General features: G+C 68.4%; 14 protein-coding genes and 1 tRNA gene. 14 read left to right on the forward strand and 1 reads right to left on the reverse strand.

Annotation, left to right across the window (positions count from 1 at the left end; all coding sequences use genetic code 11):
- Positions 1–8 precede the first annotated feature (8 nt).
- From F0344_RS15515 to F0344_RS15575, 13 genes are all read left to right on the forward strand, one after another.
- A complete protein-coding gene (locus F0344_RS15515) occupies positions 9–722 on the forward strand; it encodes a thioesterase II family protein (protein ID WP_258050266.1) in 714 nt (237 codons plus the stop codon).
- Positions 719–2,521 (forward strand): non-ribosomal peptide synthetase, encoded by a 1,803-nt coding sequence (locus tag F0344_RS15520; RefSeq protein WP_185299362.1) that lies wholly within the window; start codon positions 719–721, stop codon positions 2,519–2,521. The genes F0344_RS15515 and F0344_RS15520 overlap by 4 nt, the downstream gene beginning before the upstream one ends.
- Positions 2,518–3,747, forward strand: coding sequence for a cytochrome P450 (locus tag F0344_RS15525; RefSeq protein WP_258049952.1), 1,230 nt, complete (start codon positions 2,518–2,520; stop codon positions 3,745–3,747). Before F0344_RS15520 ends, F0344_RS15525 begins: the two co-directional genes overlap by 4 nt.
- A complete protein-coding gene (locus F0344_RS15530; RefSeq protein WP_185299363.1) occupies positions 3,744–4,481 on the forward strand; it encodes a thioesterase II family protein in 738 nt (245 codons plus the stop codon). The genes F0344_RS15525 and F0344_RS15530 overlap by 4 nt, the downstream gene beginning before the upstream one ends.
- Before the next feature lie 94 nt (positions 4,482–4,575).
- Positions 4,576–5,574, forward strand: a complete 999-nt coding sequence (locus F0344_RS15535; RefSeq protein WP_185299364.1) for a TauD/TfdA family dioxygenase — start codon at positions 4,576–4,578, stop codon at positions 5,572–5,574.
- A 96-nt stretch (positions 5,575–5,670) separates the two neighbouring features.
- Positions 5,671–6,747 carry a thioesterase domain-containing protein gene (locus F0344_RS15540; protein ID WP_185299365.1) on the forward strand — a complete coding sequence of 359 codons (1,077 nt, stop codon included), beginning with the start codon at positions 5,671–5,673 and terminating at the stop codon, positions 6,745–6,747.
- Between the two features lie 5 nt (positions 6,748–6,752).
- On the forward strand, positions 6,753–6,983 hold the full coding sequence (locus tag F0344_RS15545) for an MbtH family protein (protein ID WP_185299366.1): 231 nt from the start codon (positions 6,753–6,755) through the stop codon (positions 6,981–6,983).
- Complete coding sequence (locus F0344_RS15550; protein WP_185299367.1) at positions 6,980–15,298, forward strand: non-ribosomal peptide synthetase; 8,319 nt, start codon at positions 6,980–6,982, stop codon at positions 15,296–15,298. The genes F0344_RS15545 and F0344_RS15550 overlap by 4 nt, the downstream gene beginning before the upstream one ends.
- Positions 15,295–16,602: an MFS transporter gene (locus F0344_RS15555; protein ID WP_185299368.1), complete on the forward strand. Its 1,308-nt coding sequence runs from the start codon at positions 15,295–15,297 to the stop codon at positions 16,600–16,602. The genes F0344_RS15550 and F0344_RS15555 overlap by 4 nt, the downstream gene beginning before the upstream one ends.
- Positions 16,599–17,216, forward strand: a complete 618-nt coding sequence (locus tag F0344_RS15560; RefSeq protein ID WP_185299369.1) for a hypothetical protein — start codon at positions 16,599–16,601, stop codon at positions 17,214–17,216. Before F0344_RS15555 ends, F0344_RS15560 begins: the two co-directional genes overlap by 4 nt.
- Before the next feature lie 77 nt (positions 17,217–17,293).
- Positions 17,294–18,316 carry a guanitoxin biosynthesis L-enduracididine beta-hydroxylase GntD gene (gene gntD / locus F0344_RS15565; RefSeq protein WP_185299370.1) on the forward strand — a complete coding sequence of 341 codons (1,023 nt, stop codon included), beginning with the start codon at positions 17,294–17,296 and terminating at the stop codon, positions 18,314–18,316.
- 38 nt (positions 18,317–18,354) lie between these two features.
- Positions 18,355–18,690 carry a hypothetical protein gene (locus tag F0344_RS36815; RefSeq protein WP_374940093.1) on the forward strand — a complete coding sequence of 112 codons (336 nt, stop codon included), beginning with the start codon at positions 18,355–18,357 and terminating at the stop codon, positions 18,688–18,690.
- Positions 18,687–19,394 (forward strand): B3/B4 domain-containing protein, encoded by a 708-nt coding sequence (locus F0344_RS15575; RefSeq protein WP_185299371.1) that lies wholly within the window; start codon positions 18,687–18,689, stop codon positions 19,392–19,394. The genes F0344_RS36815 and F0344_RS15575 overlap by 4 nt, the downstream gene beginning before the upstream one ends.
- A gap of 668 nt (positions 19,395–20,062) precedes the next feature.
- On the opposite strand, the gene F0344_RS15580 is transcribed toward F0344_RS15575, so the two are convergent.
- Positions 20,063–20,136, reverse strand: a tRNA-Thr gene (locus F0344_RS15580).
- 179 nt (positions 20,137–20,315) lie between these two features.
- Between F0344_RS15580 and F0344_RS15585 the strand changes: the two genes are divergently transcribed.
- Positions 20,316–21,452, forward strand: coding sequence for an ABC transporter ATP-binding protein (locus F0344_RS15585; RefSeq protein WP_185299372.1), 1,137 nt, complete (start codon positions 20,316–20,318; stop codon positions 21,450–21,452).
- The last annotated feature ends 62 nt before the right edge of the window (positions 21,453–21,514 follow it).

Below are 21,514 nucleotides of genomic sequence, written 5' to 3' on the forward strand. Positions count from 1 at the left end.
GAGCCCGGGTGTTCTGCTTCCCGGTAGCCGGAGTAGGTGCTTCTGCCTATCGTGGCTGGCCCACGCGGATAGGTGACATCGAGATCTGTCCCGTCCAGCTCCCGGGCCGTGAGAACCGGTTCAGGACCCCCGCCCACACGTCCATGGATATGTTCGCCAAGGACGCGGCCGACGCACTCCACCCCTACCTGGACAAGCCCTTCGGCTTCTTCGGCCACTGCTTCGGGGCGCGCCTGAGCTACGGCCTCTCGGTCGAGCTCGCCGCACGCGGCGGTCCGATGCCCCAGCAGATCTTCGTCTCCTCCTGCCTGGCTCCTCACCGCGGCGGCTACTTCGGCGGCGGTCGCTCCGGCCCCTTCACGCCGGAGACCACGGACGAGGAGTACATGGAGGAGCTGCGCTACGGCTGCGAGCAGCGCGGCGAGCCCACACCCCCGGACGAGCTGCTCGCCCTGTCCATCCAGGTGCTGCGCGCCGACATCGCGCTGACCTGCGGCTACCAGCCCTCGGGCGCGGGCAGCACCCCCTTGAACGTAACCACCATCTCCTGGACCGGCGACACGCACATGCGTCCCGAGGAGATGGACGAGTGGTCGGACTACGGAAATGTGCGCCAAATCCTGCTGACCGGAAACGACTTCACCCACCGATCGGCACCGGCGGACCTGCTTCAGGCCATCGCAGACGGTCTCCCCGAACGAATAGGAGTGCTCACACCGTGAACACGGACGACCGCACTGTCCTGGGCGCGCCCCTCACCCTCACCGAGCTCTTCACCCGGTCGGCCGCCGCGCACGGCGACTCTCCGGCGGTGTCGGACGACTCCGGCCGCCGGCTCACCTACGCCGAGCTCGACCGCGCGTCGGCGGAGCTGGCCCAGCGCCTCATCGACGAGGGCGTACGCCGCGAGGACCGGGTGGGCATCCACCGCGAGCGCGATGTCGACCTCGTCATCAGCATCCTCGGCGTACTGAGAGCCGGCGCCGCCTACGTGGCCGTGGACCTGCGTTACCCGAAGGCCCGGCGCGAACTCATGCTCCGCGCGGCCGACGGCCGCCTGACCCTGGTCGGCCCGGGCGAGCGCGAACAGCTCGGTGACCAGGTGCGCACCATGGTCTGGCAGTACGACGCCGCACGCGCCCTGGCCGACGCGCCGAAGGCCGGCCTGCCCGAGCCCGTCCTGCATGACGCCGCGTGCGTGTTGTTCACCTCCGGCTCCACCGGGACCCCCAAGGGCGTCGTGGTCGAGCACCACAACCTCGTGCACTTCGCGGTGAATCCACTGCTGCCGCAGCTCAGCCCCGCCGACCGCGTGGCCCAGATCGCGAACATCTCCTTCGACACCTTCCACTGGGAGCTGTGGAGTTCGCTCTGGGCCGGCGCCGAGATCGTCATGATGCCCTCGGTGCCCGACCTGGTGAAGGGCGACCCCGGCCGCGAGCTGCGCCGCCGCCGGATCACCGCGCTGCTCTCCCCGACGATGGCCTTCAACCACATCGCGGCCGAGGACGCCGACGTGTTCTCCTCGCTCCGCGTGCTGCAGACCGGTGGCGACGTGGTCCGTCCCGCCGCCTGCCGCGATGTGCTCGCGAGCAAGTTCTCGGGTCGACTGGTCAATCTGTACGGGCCCACCGAGGGAACCACCGCGGCCACCGCGTTCACCATCACCGACGTCGCGCCGGACGCGACGAGCGTGCCCATCGGCGCCGGTCTGGCGGGCGTGCGACTGCACGTCCTCGATGCGGGGTTGCGCCCGGTCCCGAAGGGCACACCGGGCGAGCTCCACATCGGCGGAGACGGCGTGACCCGCGGCTATCTGCGTGATCCCGCGCGAACGGCGGAGCGGTTCCTGCCCGACCCGTTCGGCACCCCTGGATCCGTGATGTACGCGACCGGCGACCTCGTCAGCGAGCGCCCCGACGGCGTACTGGACTACCTCGGCCGGAACGACGACCAGGTGAAGATCCGCGGCTACCGGGTCGAGCCGCGCGAGGTGGAGCGCTCGCTGCTGGCCTGCTCCGGCGTCCTCGACGTCGCCGTGCTGCCGCAGGGCGAGGGCCAGGACAAGCGGCTCGTCGCGTTCGTCGTGCCCCAGGGCCGGACCACCATGCCCGAGGTGCGTGCGTACGCCGAGGCGACCATCCCGGACTATCAGGTGCCCTCCGAGTTCGTTCAGGTGCCGGAGATCCAGTCCACCCCGCACGGCAAGCGCGACACGGCGGCGCTGCTGCAGCTCCTGGGCGACCGCGACCGGCGCCGCAGCGACTACGTGGCCCCGCGCACGGACAGCGAGCGCTACCTCACCACGGTCTGGGAGGAGCTGCTCGGCACCGAGCGGATCAGCGTCAACGACGACTTCTTCGAGCTCGGCGGCAACTCGATGCTGGCCTTCCGGATGAGCCGCCGGATCAACCGGGACCAGGCGGCCGGCCTCGGTCTGGAAGACGTGCTCGGCAACACCGTGCTGTCCGACATGGCGCTCGCCCTCGACGCGTCGCGGAGCAAAGGAGAGGACGCATGACGCAGCTTCTGATGTCGGCCGCCGACATCGACCTCAATGACACCGAGGCCTTCGTCACCGGCGACCCCCACGCGTTGTGGGCGCGGCTGCGCGCGGAGGACCCGGTCCACTGGAACCCCACGACCGAGGGAGGGTTCTGGGCCCTGACCAAGTTCGACGACGTGGTGATGGCCTTCCGGGACACCGAGACGTTCAGCTCGGAGCACGGAACCGTCATCGGCGGCTCGTTCCGCAACGAGGCCGACACCGCCTCCGGGCGCATGCTCGTCACCTCCGACGCACAGCGCCACCGGCAGTTGCGCCGCCGGATGCACCGAGTGTTCTCCGCCAAGATGATCGAGCGGGTGACGGAGACCGTCCGCGAGCGGGTCGCCGTCGCGATGGACCGGATGTGGACCGACGGCGGCGGCGACTTCGCCACCGACGTGGCCCGCGAGCTGCCGGCCGGTGGCCTGATGGCCCAGTTGGACATCGGACACGCCGACGCGCTGCACCTGCTGCGCCTCACCCGAACCATGATCGGGTACCGGGACGAGGACCACACCCTCGGCATCGCGCACGAAGGGCTGCGGCTCGCGACCGCCCAGGCGGACGTCTTCGACTTCTTCCTGGACCTGATCGCCGAGCGCCGGGCCAGGCCGGGCGACGACGCGGTGAGCATCCTGCTCCGCCCCGAGCCGGGTGAGCGTGAACTCGACGAGGACACGCTTCTGTTCAATCTCATGAACCTGGCCATCGGCGGCAACGAGACGACCCAGCACAGCGCCAGCGGTGGTCTGCTCGCGCTGATGAACGACCCGGCGCAGTGGGAGAGGCTGCGGGCGGACCAGAAGCTGGTCGGCACCGGGCTCGAGGAGTTCGTCCGCTGGACGTCCACCGCCTCCTACGTGCAGCGCCAGGTCACCAAGCCCGTCGTGGTACGCGGGGTGCTGCTGGCCGAGGGCGACTCGGTCACGCTGTGGACGGCGTCCGCCAACCGCGACGAGGACCAGTTCCCCGACCCGAACCGGTTTGACCTCGGCCGCACCCCCAACCGCCACGTCGGCTTCGCCAGCGGACCGCATCACTGCATCGGCGCCGCGATGGGCCGCACCGCGCTCGCCGCCCTGCTCCAGGGGCTGCGCGAGCGGCCCGGCCGACTGGTCCCGGCCGGACCGACGGTCCGGCTCCGGTCGAACTTCATGCTCGAGTACAAGAGCGTTCCCGTCGAGGTGACCGCGGTATGACCGTCTGGACCCTGCAGCCCATTCCGGCCGACGGCGACTACCTGGTCTTCGGCGTACCGTACGCGGGCACCGGCGCCGCGTCGTTCAAGGCGTGGCCGCGAGAGCTCGGCGCGGGCCGGTTCTGCGCAGTGCAGCCGCCGGGCCGCGAGAACCGGTTCGGCGAAGCCCACGTCAGCAGCCACCAGGAGTTCGCGGAAGGCCTGGTGGCGGAGATCGCCGACCGGCTGGACCGGCCGTACGCGCTGATCGGGCACTGCGGTGCGGTGCCGTTCCTGCTGCAGATCGCGGCACACCTGGAGAAGCAGGGCCTGCCGGCTCCCCGGCGGCTGTTCGCCTCCGGGTGGGGCGCTCCGCACAAGGGGCTCTACGGCAAGCTGAACTTCGTCGACCTCGACGAGATCGACATGGTCGCCGAGATCGAGGAGCGCTGCACGGCTCTGGGCTACCGGCTCCCCCCGGAATACCTCGAGATGTCCGCGGAGATCCTGCTCGCCGATGTGCGGCTGCAGCGCGGCTACCGGGCCGAGGCACTGCCCAGCCGGAACATCCCGGTCTCGGTGATCGGCTGGACCGAGGACGCTGTCGTCCCTCAGGCAGAGGTGTGGCCCGGATGGGACGAGTGCGCCTCGACCACGTACTGCGTTCTTGAGGGCGATCACTGGGAGTTCCTTCGCTTCCCCCAAGAGCTGCGCGACCTCATCGAGCGCGAAATGACCGCCGCGATCGGCAAGTAGACGGCCGATGTGGCTCGTGACTGTCGGGCACCACGCAAACGAACGCGGCGTGACATTCAGCATCAAGGCTGCATAGACGCTCAAAGGACCAGACATGCCCATTTCTTTGTTGAGCCATCGCATCCCCGAGGACATCGACCTCCCGAGCGTGACGCTGACCGACCGGGAGCGCACCGAGGTGCGCGCCCTGGCGGAGGAACTGCACCGTTGTCCGGCCGCCGGACAGGTCGACGATCCCCGCTGGCTGACGCAGGCGCGGCGGCAGAGCTGCCGGCTGCCGGTCCGGCTGCTCGAAGCCCTGCGCGACTTCCGCTCCGCGCCCGGGCCCGGCGGATACCTTCTGGTCGGGAACCTCCCCGTCGACGCGGAGACGTTGCCCGACACTCCGTCGGTGGCGGACTCGGTGGAGCGCAGAGCCACGGTGGCCGCTTCGACGGCGATGCTTCTCGGCCAGCAGCTCGGCGATGTGTTCGCCTTCCGCAACGAGAAGCACGGCGCGCTGGTGCACAACGTCGTGCCGGTCCCGGCACTGGCCGCCTCGCAGAGCAACGGCGGGTCCGTCGAGCTCGAGCTGCACAACGAGAACGCCTTCCACCCGCACCGGCCGGACCTCATCGGGCTGCTGTGCCTGCGCAGCGATCACGAGGGCACGGCGGGCACCCTGTTCTCCTCCATAAGGCGGGCGCGGGTGCTGCTCGCCGACAGTGACGTGGCGATCCTGCGCCGGCCCCGCTTCGTCACCGAGGCGCCCCCGTCGTTCCGCGCGGGCGACGCGACCACCGCGCACTGCGTCCTGAACGGCTCGTTCGACGACCCTGACATCCAGGTCGACTTCAGCGCTACCAGGGCACTCGACGACGCGGCCGGCGCAGCGCTGCGCCGGCTCGGCGCCGCCCTGGCCGAGGTGGCGTCGGAACTGGTGCTGCGACCAGGCGGCATGGCGTTCCTGGACAACCGCCTCGTGGTGCACGGCCGTACCGAGTTCACACCCCGTTACGACGGCAGCGACCGCTGGCTGCACCGGGTCTACGTCCATCTGGACGGGCGACCCAGTCGGTCGCACCGGATCGGACCAGGGCCTGTTCTGGCCTAGGAGCTGTCCTCCGCCCCGGCCGGATCAAGCCGACGGCCTGATCCGCCGGACAGCTCCCCGCCGATCGCCCGTGAGATTTCCGAAAGGACAGAGCATATGAACGCAGCTCAGACGGCTGTCATCCCGTCGGCCGGACCGGTGGCGCCGAGCCTGGTGCGACAGATCCTCCTGGACATCTGGAGCACCACGCTCAAGCACGACGTGACCGTGCACGACAACTTCTTCCAAGTCGGCGGCGACTCGCTGACGGCCCTCGTCACCATCGAGCAGATCAACCAGCGGCTCGGCTGGCGGCTCAACATGGGCGACCTGATGCGGTTCCAGACCATCGCCGAGCTGAGCACGGAGAAGGCGCAGCCGCAGGCCGCCAACACCGAGAGCGCGCTGATCCGGATGAGCAACCGGGGTTCGCGCACTCCGATCGTCTTCGTCCACGCCGGGCACGGCATGGTCGATGGCTACGGCCGGCTCGTCCGGGAGCTGGGCGCGGACCGGGCCTGCTACGGGCTTCAATCCCCCTTGCTGGTCGAGGGCACCGAGAGCGTGCCGGACGACATCCAGGGGCTTGCCGGGCTCTACGCGGACGCGCTGCAGGACGAGTTCGGTGAGGACGAGTTCCATCTCTTCGGCTCCTGTGCGGGCGGCGCGCTCTGCGTGGAACTCAACCGCATCGCCGCCGATCGCGGGCTTGTCATCGGCCGGACGATCGTGGTCGACGGCTACATCGAACGCGGCCCCGTCAGTGCGATGTCCGAGGACGAGCTGATCGTGGACTTCTACGAGGGCGTCCTGCGCATGTCGGGCAGCACGGAACATTTTCCGGCGGTGAGCCCGCAGGACGTCGACCTGGAGCAGGCGTTGCGCAACTCGGCCGCCGCCATTTTCGGCACGGGCCTGGGCTTCGACGAGCGGGCCGAGGCCTTCTGCCGCCGCCTCTACCTCTCCTTCGTCAGCACCGCGCGGGCGTGGGAGTCGTACCGCCCCGAGCCCGCCGACGTCGATCTGCTCCTGCTTCTCGCGCAGGACAACTACACGCTCGACGAATGGAGTTCGGCCGTCAAGGGCGAGCTGACCGCGGAAGTGCTGGACAGCGAGTTCTACGGCCAGCGGCTCTGCATCGAAGAGGCCTCGTATCTCGTGGCCCGCACCGTCACCTACCTGGGCGAGAGCTGATCAGCATGGACAGCACAGCCACCAACCCGTTCGAGGACGCCACCGGCGTGTACCTCGTGCTGCGCAACACCGCCGGTCAGTACTCCCTGTGGCCGGGGTTCGTCGATGTGCCCGTCGGATGGCACACCGACTTCGGCCCCGGACCGCGGACGGCCTGCGCCGAGCACATCGAGAAGAACTGGACAGATCTGGGCCCCGTGCGTCCGGGTGCCGCGGCGGGAGAACTGGTCTCATGACCGAACAACTCGAACGCTTCGTCGACCTCGTCCGGGGGGGAGAACCGGCGACCGGTCTCCTCGGCCGGTTCGCGGAACAGGTCGCCCGTGCCCCCCAGGCGCCGGCACTGATCGCCGGCGACACCGTCGTGACGTACGGCGAACTCGACGACCGGGCCACTGGGGTGGCGCGGCGGCTGACCGACCGGGGTGTCACGGCGGAGGACGTCGTCGGGATCCTCCTGCCCACCTCTCCCGATCTGGTCGCCGCGCTCCTCGGCACCCTCAAGGCCGGGGCGATGTACCTGCCGCTGGACCCCCACTATCCGCCGGACCGGCTCGCCTACATGGTGGCCGACGCCACACCCCGGGCGCTGATCACCACCCGGGAGGCGGAGGACGGGTTCGACGGCCTGGCCGAAGTCGACACGGGCGCGGTGTTGTACCTGGACGAGCACGAGGGCCGGCACGAGGATCGGCGGGACTCAGCTCCGGCCGGCGCAGTCGGTCCGGACTTCGATCCGGACCGCGGCGCCTACACCATCTACACCTCGGGCTCGACGGGCCGCCCCAAAGGGGTCGTCGTCACGCACCGTTCGCTGGCGAACTTCCTGGACTGCCTGACCGACCGGTTCCAGGTGCACTCGGGTGACGTCGTCCTCTCCACCACCTCGGTCTCCTTCGACATCGCCGGGCTCGAGCTGTACCTGCCGCTGGTGAACGGCGCCGCGGTGCATCTGGTGCCGCGGGGCACCACCGTGGATGGCGTGGCGCTGCGCCGCTACCTGGCCACGGCCGCGCCCACATTGGTGCAGGGAACCCCGGCACTGTGGCAGCTGCTGCGGGAGGCCGGCTGGGGCCCGGACGAACTGCCCAGCACAGCACGACTATTGTGCGGCGGCGAGGCGCTGCCGCAGGATCTCGCCGACTTCCTCGCCGCCGGCCCGGCCGCGGTGTGGAACCTCTACGGCCCGACCGAGACCACCATCTGGTCGCTCCTGGCGCCGGTGGTCGCCGGGGAGCCCGTCGCCATCGGACTCCCGCTGTGGAACACCGGAGTCCACGTACTGGACGATGGCCTGGCACCGGTGGCGCAGGGCGGGACGGGCGAGCTCTACCTCTCCGGGGACGGCCTGGCCCGCGGTTACCGCGGGCGCGGCGCGCTCACCGCCGAGCGTTTCGTGGCCTGCCCGTTCGGCGCCCCCGGAAGCCGTATGTACCGCACCGGAGACCTGGTGCGGCAACGCGTGGACGGCGCGCTGGACTTCGTCGGCCGGGTCGACGAGCAAGTGAAGATCCGCGGCTACCGCGTCGAGCTCGGCGAGATCGAAGCAGCACTGCGCCGGCTTCCCCAAGTGGCCCAGGCGCGTGTCATCATGCGCGAGGACGTCTCGGGCGTGGCCCAGCTGACCGGGTACGTCGTACCGACAGGCGGCGACAGCCCCACGGCCGACGAGCTGCGGCAGGCCCTCGGCGCCTGGCTCCCGGCGCACATGGTGCCGTCCGGCATCGGAATACTCGACCGCTTCCCCCTGACTCCGGCGGGCAAGGTCGACCGCAAGGCGCTTCCGTCGGCGGTCCGCTCCGGCGCCGGAGCGGGCCGGGCTCCGGCCACCCCGCAGGAGCGGGTGCTGGCCGACCTCTTCGGTGAGGTACTGGGGCTCAGTGACGTCGGTGCCGACGACAACTTCTTCGACCGCGGCGGCAACTCGCTCGCCGCCAACCGCCTCGTCGCCCGCGTTCGCGGCGAACTCGGCGTCGAGATAGCCATCCGGGCCGTCTTCGACGAGCCCACCCCGGCCTCCCTCGCACTCCTGCTCGCCGACGCCGATCAGGCCCGCCCCGCGCTGCGCCCGATGGACCGCGGCGCCTCGCTGCCGCTGTCGTACGCCCAGCAACGTCTCTACTTCCTCCACCGGATGGAGGGTCCCAGCTCCACCTACAACATGCCCGTCGCGGTACGGCTGACCGGGGAGCTCGACATGGCAGCGTTGCGCGCGGCCGTCGTCCACCTCCTGCAGCGGCACGAAAGCCTGCGCACCCGATTCATGGACGGGCCCTTCGGAGCCGAGCAGGTGGTGGTGGCCGGCTCGGACGCCGCCGTGGCCGCCGCCGCCGACATCTCCGTGCACGAGGTGACGGACCAGGAACTGCTCGCCGCCGTCGATACCGCGGTGGGACACCTCTTCGACCTCACCACCGACATTCCGGTACGCGTCGACCTGTTCCGCACCGGCGAACACGAGCACGTGCTGCTGCTGTGCATCCACCACATCGCCAGCGACGGCTGGTCGCTGGTCCCGCTGGTGCGCGACCTGTGTGACGCGTACACCGCCCACCGTGCGGCCACGGCTCCCACGACGCCCTCGCTGGAGGTCCAGTACGCCGACTACACGCTGTGGCAGCGCGAGCTCCTCGGTTCGGCCGACGACGCGGACAGCCTCATGGCGCGGCAGCTCGCCCACTGGCGCAAACAGCTCAAGGGTGCCCCGGAGCTGTTGGAGCTGCCCGTCGACCGTCCGCGCCCCGTCACGGCGACCTACCAGGGCGATGTGGTGGCCTTCGAGGTGCCTGCCTCGCTCGCGGACAGGCTCACGAAGCTGGCCAAGCGAGAGGGCGTCAGCCTGTTCATGGTGCTCCAGGCGGCCACGGCGACGTTGCTGACCAAGCTGGGCGCCGGCACCGACATACCCCTGGGCAGCGTCCTTGCCGGGCGCGCCGACCGTGCCGTCGACGACAACGTCGGCTTCTTCGTCAACACCCTGGTGCTGCGCACCGATACTTCGGGCGATCCGGCCTTCACCGACCTGCTGGCCCGGGTCAGGACCGCCAACCTGGCCGCGTACGAGAACCAGGACCTGCCGTTCGAGTACCTCGTCGAGGTGCTGAACCCGGCCCGTGGCAACAGCCACCACCCGCTGTTCCAGGTCATGCTGGTGCTGCAGAACAACGCCGCCCCGCAGTGGCGCCTCGGCGAGCTGGCGGCGGCACACGAGGTGGTGCCGACCCGTACCTCGAAGTTCGACCTGACCTTTGAGCTGACCGAGCGGTTCACCGCGGGCGGCCGGCCGGACGGGCTCAGCGGTCAGATCGAGTACGCGACCGATCTGTTCGACCGGTCCACGGCCGAGACCCTGATCGAACGGCTGCTCCGGGTGCTGCGGTCGGTGGCCGACGACCCCGGGCGTCCGCTGGCGTCCATCGACGTCCTCGGCGCGACGGAGCGGCGCACGATCGTGCGGGAGTGGAACGACACCGGCCTGGAACTGTCCGGTGCGACCTACCCGCAGCTACTGGCCGATCAGGTGGCCCGTACCCCTGACGCCGTCGCGCTCATCCACGAGGACACGGAGCTGACCTTCGCCGAACTGGACCGTCGGTCGAACCGGATCGCTCACTGGCTGATCTCCCGCGGCGTCGGCCGTGACGACGTGGTCGGACTCGCGATGCGGCGCAGTCCCGAGCTGCTGTGCGCGCTGCTCGGAATCCTCAAGGCCGGCGGTGTGTATCTGCCGCTCGACCCGGACTATCCACCGGACCGCCTTGCTTTCATGATCGCGGACAGTGCTCCCGTCATGCTACTGACCACGAGCGACGTCGTCGCGAAGCTGACCGACGAGACGCGGCAGCTGCCACGCCTGGAGTTCGACGACCCGGACACGGCACACACGTTGGCGCGGTACCGCGCCGACGCGCCGACGGATGCGGACCGCCGCGCGCCGCTGCTCCTGGACGACCTGGCGTACGTCATCTACACCTCCGGCTCCACCGGGCGCCCCAAGGGCGTCGCCGTCACGCACCGGGGCATCCCCAACCTCGCCCACAGCTACCTCGAGCGGTTCCGGCTCGAGCAGGGCTCGCGGTTCCTGCAGTTCTCCTCGATCAACTTCGACCCGACGTTCTGCGAGCTGTGCTGCACCCTGCTCGCCGGCGCGACCGTCGTGCTCACCTCGCCCGACGAGCTGCTCTCCGCCGACCGGCAGCGTGAAGTGACGGCCCGGTACCGGCCGACGCACATCACCTTCTCACCCACCATTCTCAGCGGGATGACCCAGGAGGCGCTCGCCGACTGCGGCCATGTGATGGTCGCCGGTGAGGCCTGCCTGCCCGCACTGGCCGCCGCCTGGGCGCCGGGCCGCCGGATGATCAACGCGTACGGGCCGACCGAGGCCACCGTCGACACCCTGTACTGGGAGTGCGGCAGCGGCCCGGACGGCTTCGAGGACGCGTCGGTGCCGGTGGGCCGTCCGCTGAGCAACACCAGGGTGTACATCCTCGACGCCGCGCTGTGCCCGGTGCCGCCCGGCGTCACCGGCGAGCTGTACATCAGCGGTGACGGGCTGGCTCGCGGCTATCTCGGCAGGCCGGCCCTGACCGCCGAGCGGTTCGTGGCCTGCCCGTTCGGCGCCCCCGGCAGCCGTATGTACCGCACCGGAGACCTGGCGCGCTGGCGCGCGAACGGTGCGGCCGGTGTGGTGGACTTCGTCGGCCGCGCCGACGACCAGGTCAAGATCCGCGGGATGCGCATCGAGCTCGGCGAGATCGACGCGGTGTTGAAGGACCACCAGGAGGTGGCGCAGGCCGCCGTCGTCGTCCGCGAGGACACTCCCGGCCATCAGCAGCTCGTCGGCTATGTGGTTCCCCGGGCGCACGGCGGGGCCCACGACATCGAGCACGTCGACAAGTGGCACCAGATCCACGAGCAGGGATACAGCGAGCAGCGTGACCTCGGCGCCGAGCAGGATTTCACCGGCTGGAACTCCAGCTATGACAACGAGCCGCTGCCACTGGAGCACATGACCGAGTGGCAGGAGGCCACAGTCCGTCGCATTCTCGACCTGCGGCCGGCCAGGGTGCTGGAGGTCGGGGTCGGTTCCGGTCTGATTCTGCGGCCGGTCGCACCGCACTGCACCGCGTACACCGGTGTGGACTTCTCCAACGCTCTGATCAAGACCCTCGGCATGTCGATCGAGGGCAGCAACCTGCACGACCGGGTCGAGCTGCACACCATGGCCGCCCACGAGGTCGGTGCGCTGGCGCCCGCCTGCTTCGACACCGTGGTGATCAACTCGGTGGCGCAGTACTTCCCCGGCGTCGACTACCTGATCGACGTCGTGCGCCGGACCATGGAGATGCTCGCCCCCGGCGGGCGGATCGTGCTGGGCGACATCCGCAATCTGCGGCTGCTGAGGGCCTTCGTCACCGCCATCGTCCTGCACGACGGCGCGCACGCCGACGCGTCATCGGTCACGGTGCGGGACATCATCGCCCACCAGCAGGAGCTGGAGAGCGAGCTGCTGATCGATCCGGCCTTCTTCGCCCGGATCGGCGATCTGGTTCCGGACGTCGTCGGTGTGGACGTACAGCTCAAGCGAGGTTTGTTCCGGAACGAGTTGACGGACTTCCGCTACGACGTGGTCCTGCACAAGCGGGGAGCGGACCTGGTGTCCCTGGCCGACGTGCCCGCCCGCGAGTGGAGCAGCGCCGAGGACGTCGGCGCCCACCTGGCTACGGCCCGGCCGCAGGCGCTGCGTGTCACCGGTGTTCCCAACGGCCGGGTGACGGCACAGGTGGCGACCGCGCAGCGGGTGGCTTCCGGGGCCGGCGCTCCCGTACGCAGCCTGCCCGAGACCGCCGACGTACGGTCCGGGGTCGACCCCGAGACCTTGTGCGAGATCGGCACCGGGCTCGGCTACACCGTGCACCCGACGTGGACCGACACCGAGGAGGGCGACCGGTTCGACGTGGTGTTCCTCGCTGCCGGGCGGGCCACGGGGCAGGGGCTGACCGATGTGTTCCTGGCCTCGGACGAGGACGAGCGTCCGCTGTGGCGGCTCGCCAACGACCCTCAGGCCGCCGATCGCGGCCGCAACCTCGCCACCGAACTGCGCCGCCACGCGGCACGCCGGCTGCCGGACCACATGGTGCCCGCCGCCGTCGTCGTACTCGACGCGTTGCCGCTGACGCCGAACGGCAAGCTGGACACCCGGCAGTTGCCCGCACCCGAGTTCGAGTCCCGGGCGGGACGGCCGCCGGCCACGCCGCAGGAAGCAACGATGGCGGCACTCTTCGCCGACGTGCTCGGCCTGGCGGCGGTCGGCGCCGACGACCGCTTCTTCGACCTCGGCGGCGACAGCATCCGGTCCATCCAACTCGTCAGCAGGGCACGCGCGGAGGGCTTTCGGATCACCCCGCGCGATGTGTTCCACGAGCAGACGGTCGAGGCTCTGGTGGCCCGGGCAGCTCAGCACGCCGAGGCGCACCCGGCGGACGACGGCGCGGCCGTGGACGTCGATGCCTGGGAGAAGATCCTGCGGACTCCCGATCCGGCCTACCCGGTGTCCGACGCCTCACCCGCCGTGGGCCGGGGGCGCATCACCCGGCGCGTTGTCGGCAAGGACGCCGAGCGGCTGCTGACCGGCCTGCCGAGCCTGTACCGCTGCGGCCCCGAGCACATCGCGGTGGCCGCGCTGGCTCCGGTGCTCATCGAGTGGCGCCGTACGCGGCTGCCTGGGGCCGGAGCCTGGCTGCGACTCGACCTGGCAACGGCGGGCTCGCCGACCGCGCACCCGGTGCGTCTCAATCCGGGCGCCCCGGACCTGGACAAGGCTCTGGCCGAACCGCAGGAGCTGGCGCGTGTGCTCAAGCGGGTCAAGGAGCAGGTACGCGCCGTACCGGAGGCCGGCCGGAACTACTCCGCGCTGCTCACCGACCCCGCTGCCGCGCAGCGGCTGTCCTCGTACGGGGCTTCACACGTGCGCTTCCGAGTGATGCCCGCCGGTACGGCCCGTGCCAACAGCAACGTGCTTTTCGGGAACGACGGTACGGAACCCGCTCTCAGCATCGATGTCCGGCCGGCCGATGACGGCATGGCTCTGGACACCATCTGGTCCTGGGACGCCACACGGTTCACCGAAGCCGCCGTGGGGGCGCTCGCTGACCGGTGGGTGACCTTCCTGGTCGCGCTGGCAGACCTCGTGAAGCATCCGGAGCTCGGTGGGCTGACTCCTTCGGACATCGCTTTGGTCGATGTCAAGCAGTCGACCATCAACCAGTTGGAGACCGACTATCCCGGCCTCTGCGACATCCTGCCGCTCACCCCACTCCAGCAGGGCTTCCTGCTGTATACCGCCGCCGACCACCACGGCCCTGACCCTTATCAGAGACAGAGCCTGTTCGACCTGGACGGACCGCTGGACACCGAGCGACTGCGACAGGCAGTGCACGCACTCCTGATGAGACACCCCAACCTGCGCGCCGGCTTCACCCACAGAGGCGTTCAGGCCCCGGTGCAGGTGGTGCAGGAACAGGTGGAGGTGCCGTGGATCACGCACGATCTGTCCCCGCTCGCACCAGCGGAGCAGGAGTGCCGGGAGGCGGAGATCCTCGCTGCGGAGCGGGGCCGACAGTTCGACCTGTCGACGCCCGTGCTGATGCGCTTCACCCTGCTGCGCCTTGGCACGGAACGGCATCGGCTGCTCGTCGAAGACCACCACATCCTGCTCGACGGCTGGTCGAACTCGCTGGTGTGGCAGGAACTGTTCGCCCTGTACCGCGGCGAGCGGCTGCCGGCGGCGCCGCCCTTCCGTGACTACCTGGCGTGGCTCGCTTCGTGCGACCGTGATGCCGCGGTGTCGGCGTGGCGAAGCTATCTGACGGACGTCGATGGCCCGACCAGGGTCCATGCCGCCAGGCCGGCGCCGGACGTCTCGCTGCGCACCATGGGTGTCACGCTGACACCGGAGCTGACCGGTTCACTGCAGCACCGGTGCGCACAGGCCGGGATCACTCTCAACACGGCCCTCCAAACGGCGTGGGGCATCGCGCTCGGCCGTCTCACTGGGCGCGATGACGTGCTGTTCGGCAACACCGTCTCCGAACGGCCGGCTGAACTCGACGGCGTCGAGGCCATGGTCGGGCTGCTGCTCAACACCGTGCCGCTGCGCGTGCGCATCCAGTCAGGCGAATCCATCGGCACAACCATGGCTCGAGTCCAGGAATCGCAGCTGGACATACTCCCGCACCGCTCCCTCGAACTAAGCGAAATTCAGCGACTGTTCGGGGCAGGTGAACTGTTCGACGCCTGCTACGTGTTCCAGAGCTACCCCGCAGATTCCCTCAAGGAGAGCGAGACCGACGGACTGCAGGTGCGTGAACTGGTAGACGGTGCGGAGGGGCTTCCGCATTACCCGCTCGGCATCACGGTAACTCCGGGCCGACAAATCCAATTCACCGTCGGATACCACCCTCATGTGTTCGACGACGACCAAATCAACGACATCAAGGCATCCATCATCGGTACGCTCGAAACGATCGCGGCAGGGGAACACGGATGAAGAATTTTCTGACGATGGTTCGTGGACTCCCGTTCGCGATGAAGGTCCTGCTGGCCTCCGCTGCCGCGCGAAGCCTGAGCTCCTTCGCGGTCCTGGCCTACATGCCCATCTATCTGTACGGCACGGTGGGAATGGACGGTGCCACCATCGGCTATGTGATCGGTGGAAGCGTACTGGTCGGCACGCTGTCGGCCGTTTACGGTGGCTATCTCGCGGACCGGTTCAGGAAAGTCGACCTGGTCATCGTGCTGGACTTCGCGCTCATACTGCTCTATCTCAGCCTGACGGTGTTCCACCATCCGGTCACCGTTACGGCCATCCTGCTGATGGCCAACGTCGCCTCCTGGTCGATGGGCGTTGCCGGCAGTGCCCTGCTCTCCGAACTGGTGCCATCCGAGAACCGCGTCAAGGTGTTTTCTCTGCGCTATTCGTTGCAGAACATAGGTGCAGCAGTAGGTCCCTTCCTTGGCATTGCCGCGCTCGCGGCCGGACCTGGTGGTCCGTTCATTCTCAGTGTCACCGTCATTGGCGCCTCCTTGCTGCCTCTGATAATTTTCCGCCAGCGGTTCCTGCCCGCCGGCAGTGGTAGGACGGCACCGGCCGGGGCAGCAGAGCAGAGCACAGAAGAGCAGAGCGCAGAGAAGCAGGACGAAGAGACCCCCACGTTCCGTCAAGTGCTGAAGGTGATGGGGGCGGACCGGCGGCTGACTTACTTCACCATCGGTGGAATTCTCAGCATCGTGGTGTACGGGCCGCTCCTGACCTTCATGTCGCAGTACCTCATCCTGGTGGAGGACCGCGACACCGCCTACAAGCTGGTCGCCTACATTTCCGCCGCCAACGCCATTACGGTCATCGGCGCCCAGTACGCCCTCGGCAGCCGCCTGAAGCAGGACAATCTCCTGAAGTGGCTGACCGTCGGGATCGGCGCCTTCGTTATCGGGTTGGTCGCGATGTCGCTGTCCACGAATGCGGCCATCATCGTTATCGCCGTGGTGATATTCAGCCTTGGCGAGGTCGTTTTGGTGCCCGCGGAGTTCACATTCATCGACTCCATCGCTCCCGACAACCTGCGCGGCAGCTATTTCGGCGCACAGAATCTCATCCATATCGGCATAGCTCTGGGGCCGATACTCTGCGGTTTTCTGCTCCAGCATTTCGTGCCAGCCGCAATGTTCTACGTCCTGATCGCCGTCGTGGTGGCCAGCTGGTGGTTCTACGTTATCGGCTGCCGGGTCACGGCAACCGATGACGAACCGGTGCAGGCAGTCGCGGAATCAGTGAAGGCAGGGAATGAAAAATGAGCTTCGATGACATCACGCAGAAGACGTACTGCCCCTTCGCCAAGCAATCGAAGATGGGGCCTGGGATCACCATTCGTACCGATGACGTCGAGAATGAGCTGGCGCGGCACCGTGACGTCATCGCGGACTTCTTCCGCACGGCCGCCGAGCGCTCACGCGACGGCATGATCATAACCTTCGAAGAGCCGACGCTCGGTATCACGCTGGACGCGCTGACGGATCTCACTCGACGCTTCTACACCACGCTCACCCAGATGTTCTCAAGCGTATACATTCCCGATAATCCGCAGCCTGATGAACGCTGGTACGCGATGATCGAAGGCGAACTGTTCTTTCTGGTCTCCTTCGCCCCCTGCTACCCGGAGACATCACCGCGGTATACCTACGGCGATCAACGGACCTACTTTCTGCTGCAACCCGTCAGCACTTTCGAGCGGCATGCCAAATTTATCGATCGGCAACGTACAGGAATCCAGTGCGCTTTCGCCGCGGTCGGCAAACCGTACGATGCGCGACTGGCCAATTTGGAGAACGACATGTTCAAGGCCGTCATGCCGATCGACTCTCTCGGTGATCACATTTCATGGTGGGTCCCCGAGGACAGCACGCAGTAAGAACAGCAGGATCGCCTCCTGCGCGTCGGCCTTTAAAAGACTGACAGTAAACATTTGACACCAGAAGCGAGGCGCCCATGAGTCAGTACCGCGGCATTCTGAGCTACGACCTCTCCGCCGACGAAATATCGTCCCTCGAGCAGTTGCTCGCCGACCTTGATGTGGCACAGAACGATCCCGGCGAGCAGAAGTTCTATGACAACGTCTGGGAGCTGGTGTCGAAGGTACCGATCGGACTTCGTCGGTTCTTGGAGGAATTTCGCCGTAATGACGCAGCTGCCGGCTTCCTGCTGCGCGGCTTCGGTGTCGACGACGACGCCGTCGGTCCGACACCCGGTAACTGGGCCGAGGCCGCGGCCGCCGGACGTACCCGCCGAGAAGAGCTCTTTCTGGCGTTGATGGGCCAGTGCCTCGGCGAAGTGTTCAGCTGGCCCACACTGCAGGCCGGGCGAATGATCCAGAACGTGCTGCCCATCGCCGGCGACGAAGGCGAGCAGAACGGACACGGCAGTGACGTGCTCCTCGAATGGCACACCGAGGACGCTTTTCATCCCTACCGCTGTGACTACCTGGCCCTCTTCGGCATCCGCAACCACGACCGGGTTCCGACGACGCTGGCTTCGGTCCAGGACGTGGAACTGTCGGCGGACACACGACAGGTGTTGTCCGAACCGCGGTTCTACATTCTGCCCGACGACGAGCACCTGCGTCAGCTCGCTGTTCAGCGGCCCAATGACCCTGGACTGCTGCGGATGCGCGAGATGCGGGACAACCCCGAGCCCGTCGCCGTGCTCTTCGGTGCCGGGGACGCTCCGTACCTGCGCATCGACCCGTTCTTCATGCGCTGCGTCGACGGCGACGTCGAAGCGGAAGTGGCACTCAAGGAGCTGGTGACAGAGCTGGAGCGTGTGCAGCAGGACGTGGTGGTGGAAGCGGGCACCCTGCTGGTCGTCGACAACTACCTCGCCGTGCACGGTCGTCGCGCATTCAGGGCACGCTACGACGGAGCCGACCGCTGGCTGCAGAAGGCGGTGGTCGCACGTGATCTCCGTAAGTCGCGGTCCGCTCGGGAGTCCGCCGCAGGACGCCTCCTGGGCTGATCCGGATGCTCGGGATCAGAGGCACCATCCGTTCCCGGATGGAGCCTCTGTCGTGCCGCTTGCCCATCGTCCTGCTCATCCGGGGGCTCTTCGAGCTCCGGCATTCAACGACCGGACATCAGCGCCCAGACGCTCAGGCCCAGCCCGCCGACTGGGATTCCCGCGATGGCGTCCCCACCAGCTACTACGCCGCACAGCCGCCCTACGGCCGGATGCTGCCCGGCATCGGCGGCCTGCGCCTGGACGTCACCAAGGTCCTCGCGAAGTTCGAGTACGACGACCACAAGCCCGTCGATCAGCGCACCCACACCACCCGCCGGTCACCGAACGCGGCACCGCGGACCGCTCACAGAACGGAATTGCTCCCACGATGACCGCCTTCCGCATCAGCCCCGACGTCGCTGCCGCCTTCCCCGACACCCTCATCGCCGTCGTCACCGCCACCGGCCTGAACGGCCGCGAGCCCTGGCCCCACACCACTGCCGCCGTGGAGGGCCTGGAGCAGGACCTCGCCGCCGGCACCTGGTCCCCCGCCGACGAGAGCGACCCGCGCATCGAGGCGTGGCACACCGCCTACCGCTCCTTCGGCACCAACCCCCGCCGCATCCGCCCCAGCGTCGATGCCCTCGGCCGCCGCCTGGCGAAGAGGGGCACCCTGCCCCGGATCAGCCCGGCCGTCGACTCCTACAACGCCGTCTCCGTCCGCCACGGCCTGCCCGCCGGAGCCTTCGACCTCGACCACGTCACCGGCGACATCGAAATCCGCTACGCCGACGGCACCGAGACCTTCACCCCGCTCGGCGAACCCGACACCGTCGAAAACCCCAAGCCCGGCGAGATCGTCTACACCGACACCACCGACGTCCTCACCCGTCACTGGAACCACCGCGACGCCCACCGCACCCGCGTCACCGAGGACTCCACCCACGTCGCCTTCGTCCTGGAAACCCTCCACGCCACCCGCAACGGCCACCTCCTGACCATTGCCGCCGACGCATTGCAGGACCTGCTCACCGAACACTCCGCCCAGAGCACCGTCCACTACCTCAGCCCCGCACACCCGCAGGCCACCCTCTGACACCACGCCCCAGGTATCCCAGTGGCAGCTCAGGCTGCACAGCACCTCGTTCGGGCCACCCGCAGCATGCGCTCGGTCTTGGCGATCCGCCCGTACTCCGCGAACGTCGCCCCGAGCGGGGTCGGAGGGACTGTAAAACGATCACGATCGGTGTAACTCCTGATCAAGGAAGAGGCATCGATGACCGTCAGCTCGGGCCATTGCTCACCTCGGCAGCCACGTCTCAAGGCCGCCGATCCCCGGCAGGTTCTCCAGCCGAGAGTTCTCAGCCCCGCTGCGAATTTTCTGGATCAACGCGCGGCGGTCACGCTGAGTCTCTTCACGAAGACGTGCTGTTGAGTCGATGCCAGCGGCAAGCAGTGGGTGCAACGGACGGGAGCCCCAAGCACTCAGCCAACTGGGATCGCTGTTGCTCGGTCTCGGTGCGTAGGAATCAGATCGGTTGGCCCACGCGGACCCGCCGCAATGAAAGACCGGGATCGGACCAAGAGCAAGAAGAAGGGCGGAGCCCGGAAGCCCACCGGGTAGACCGTGGGGCCGCTCCGCTCACGCAGCGCTCACACACTGCTCACGCAGGCCCTCCCCCCGGCGTCCCCGCCCTCTGGCACACCAGGCCCCGAGCGACAGAAAACCCCAGGTCACGAGCTATGTGACCTGGGGTTCCGTTGAGCCCCCTATCGGATTCGAACCGATGACCTACGCATTACAAGTGCGTTGCTCTGGCCAGCTGAGCTAAGGAGGCATTCCGGAGCAGTGTAACCAACGACCCGGCCCGGAGCGGACGGGGTATTCGAGTGTTCTGGACTACTGACAGATTCGACATGGCCAGGTAGCGTCGCGGAAGGTTCACTCCGGTGGACCAGACCACTCCCATACTCGGATCGTCCGGCACGTTCCTGCCGGTTGAGGAGATGTACCGCCATGGCTTCTGTCACGTTCGACAAGGCGTCCCGCGTCTACCCCGGCTCCACCAAGCCTGCCGTGGACCAGCTCGAGATCGACATCGAGGACGGCGAGTTCCTCGTCCTCGTCGGTCCCTCCGGTTGTGGCAAGTCGACCTCCCTGCGCATGCTCGCGGGTCTTGAGGACGTCAACGGCGGTGCCATCCGCATCGGTGACCGCGACGTCACGCACCTGCCGCCCAAGGACCGGGACATCGCCATGGTGTTCCAGAACTACGCGCTCTACCCGCACATGTCCGTCGCGGACAACATGGGCTTCGCGCTCAAGATCGCCGGTGTGAACAAGACCGAGATCCGGGCGAAGGTCGAAGAGGCCGCCAAGATGCTCGACCTCACCGAGTACCTGGACCGCAAGCCGAAGGCGCTCTCCGGTGGTCAGCGCCAGCGTGTGGCGATGGGCCGCGCCATCGTCCGTGAGCCGCAGGTCTTCCTCATGGACGAGCCGCTCTCGAACCTCGACGCCAAGCTCCGCGTCTCGACGCGTACGCAGATCGCCTCCCTCCAGCGCCGCCTGGGCATCACCACGGTGTACGTCACCCACGACCAGGTCGAGGCCCTCACCATGGGCGACCGCGTCGCGGTCCTCAAGGACGGGCTGCTCCAGCAGGTCGACTCGCCGCGCAACATGTACGACCGCCCCGCGAACCTCTTCGTCGCCGGCTTCATCGGCTCCCCCGCGATGAACCTCATCGAGGTCCCGATCACCGACGGTGGCGTGAAGTTCGGCAACAGCGTCGTCCCGGTCTCCCGTGCCGCGCTCAGCGCCGCCGCAGACCGCGGCGACACGACCGTCACGGTCGGCATCCGCCCGGAGCACTTCGACATCGTCGAGCACGGTGGCGCGGCGGCGAAGACCCTCACCAAGGACTCGTCCGACGCCCCGGCCGGCCTGGCCGTCTCGGTCAACGTCGTCGAGGAGCTCGGCGCCGACGGCTTCGTCTACGGCTCCTCCCGCGTCGACGGCGAGGACAAGGACCTGGTCGTCCGCGTCGGCGGACGCGCCGTTCCGGAGAAGGGCACCGAGCTGCACGTCGTGCCGCGCCCGGACGAGCTGCACGTCTTCGCGACCTCGACCGGTGAGCGCCTCACCGACTGACGCCACACCGACTGACGCCGCACCGCCCTCACGGCCCCCGCACCCGGCATCACCCGGGTGCG

The organism is Streptomyces finlayi, from assembly GCF_014216315.1.
Lineage (GTDB): Bacteria > Actinomycetota > Actinomycetes > Streptomycetales > Streptomycetaceae > Streptomyces > Streptomyces finlayi_A.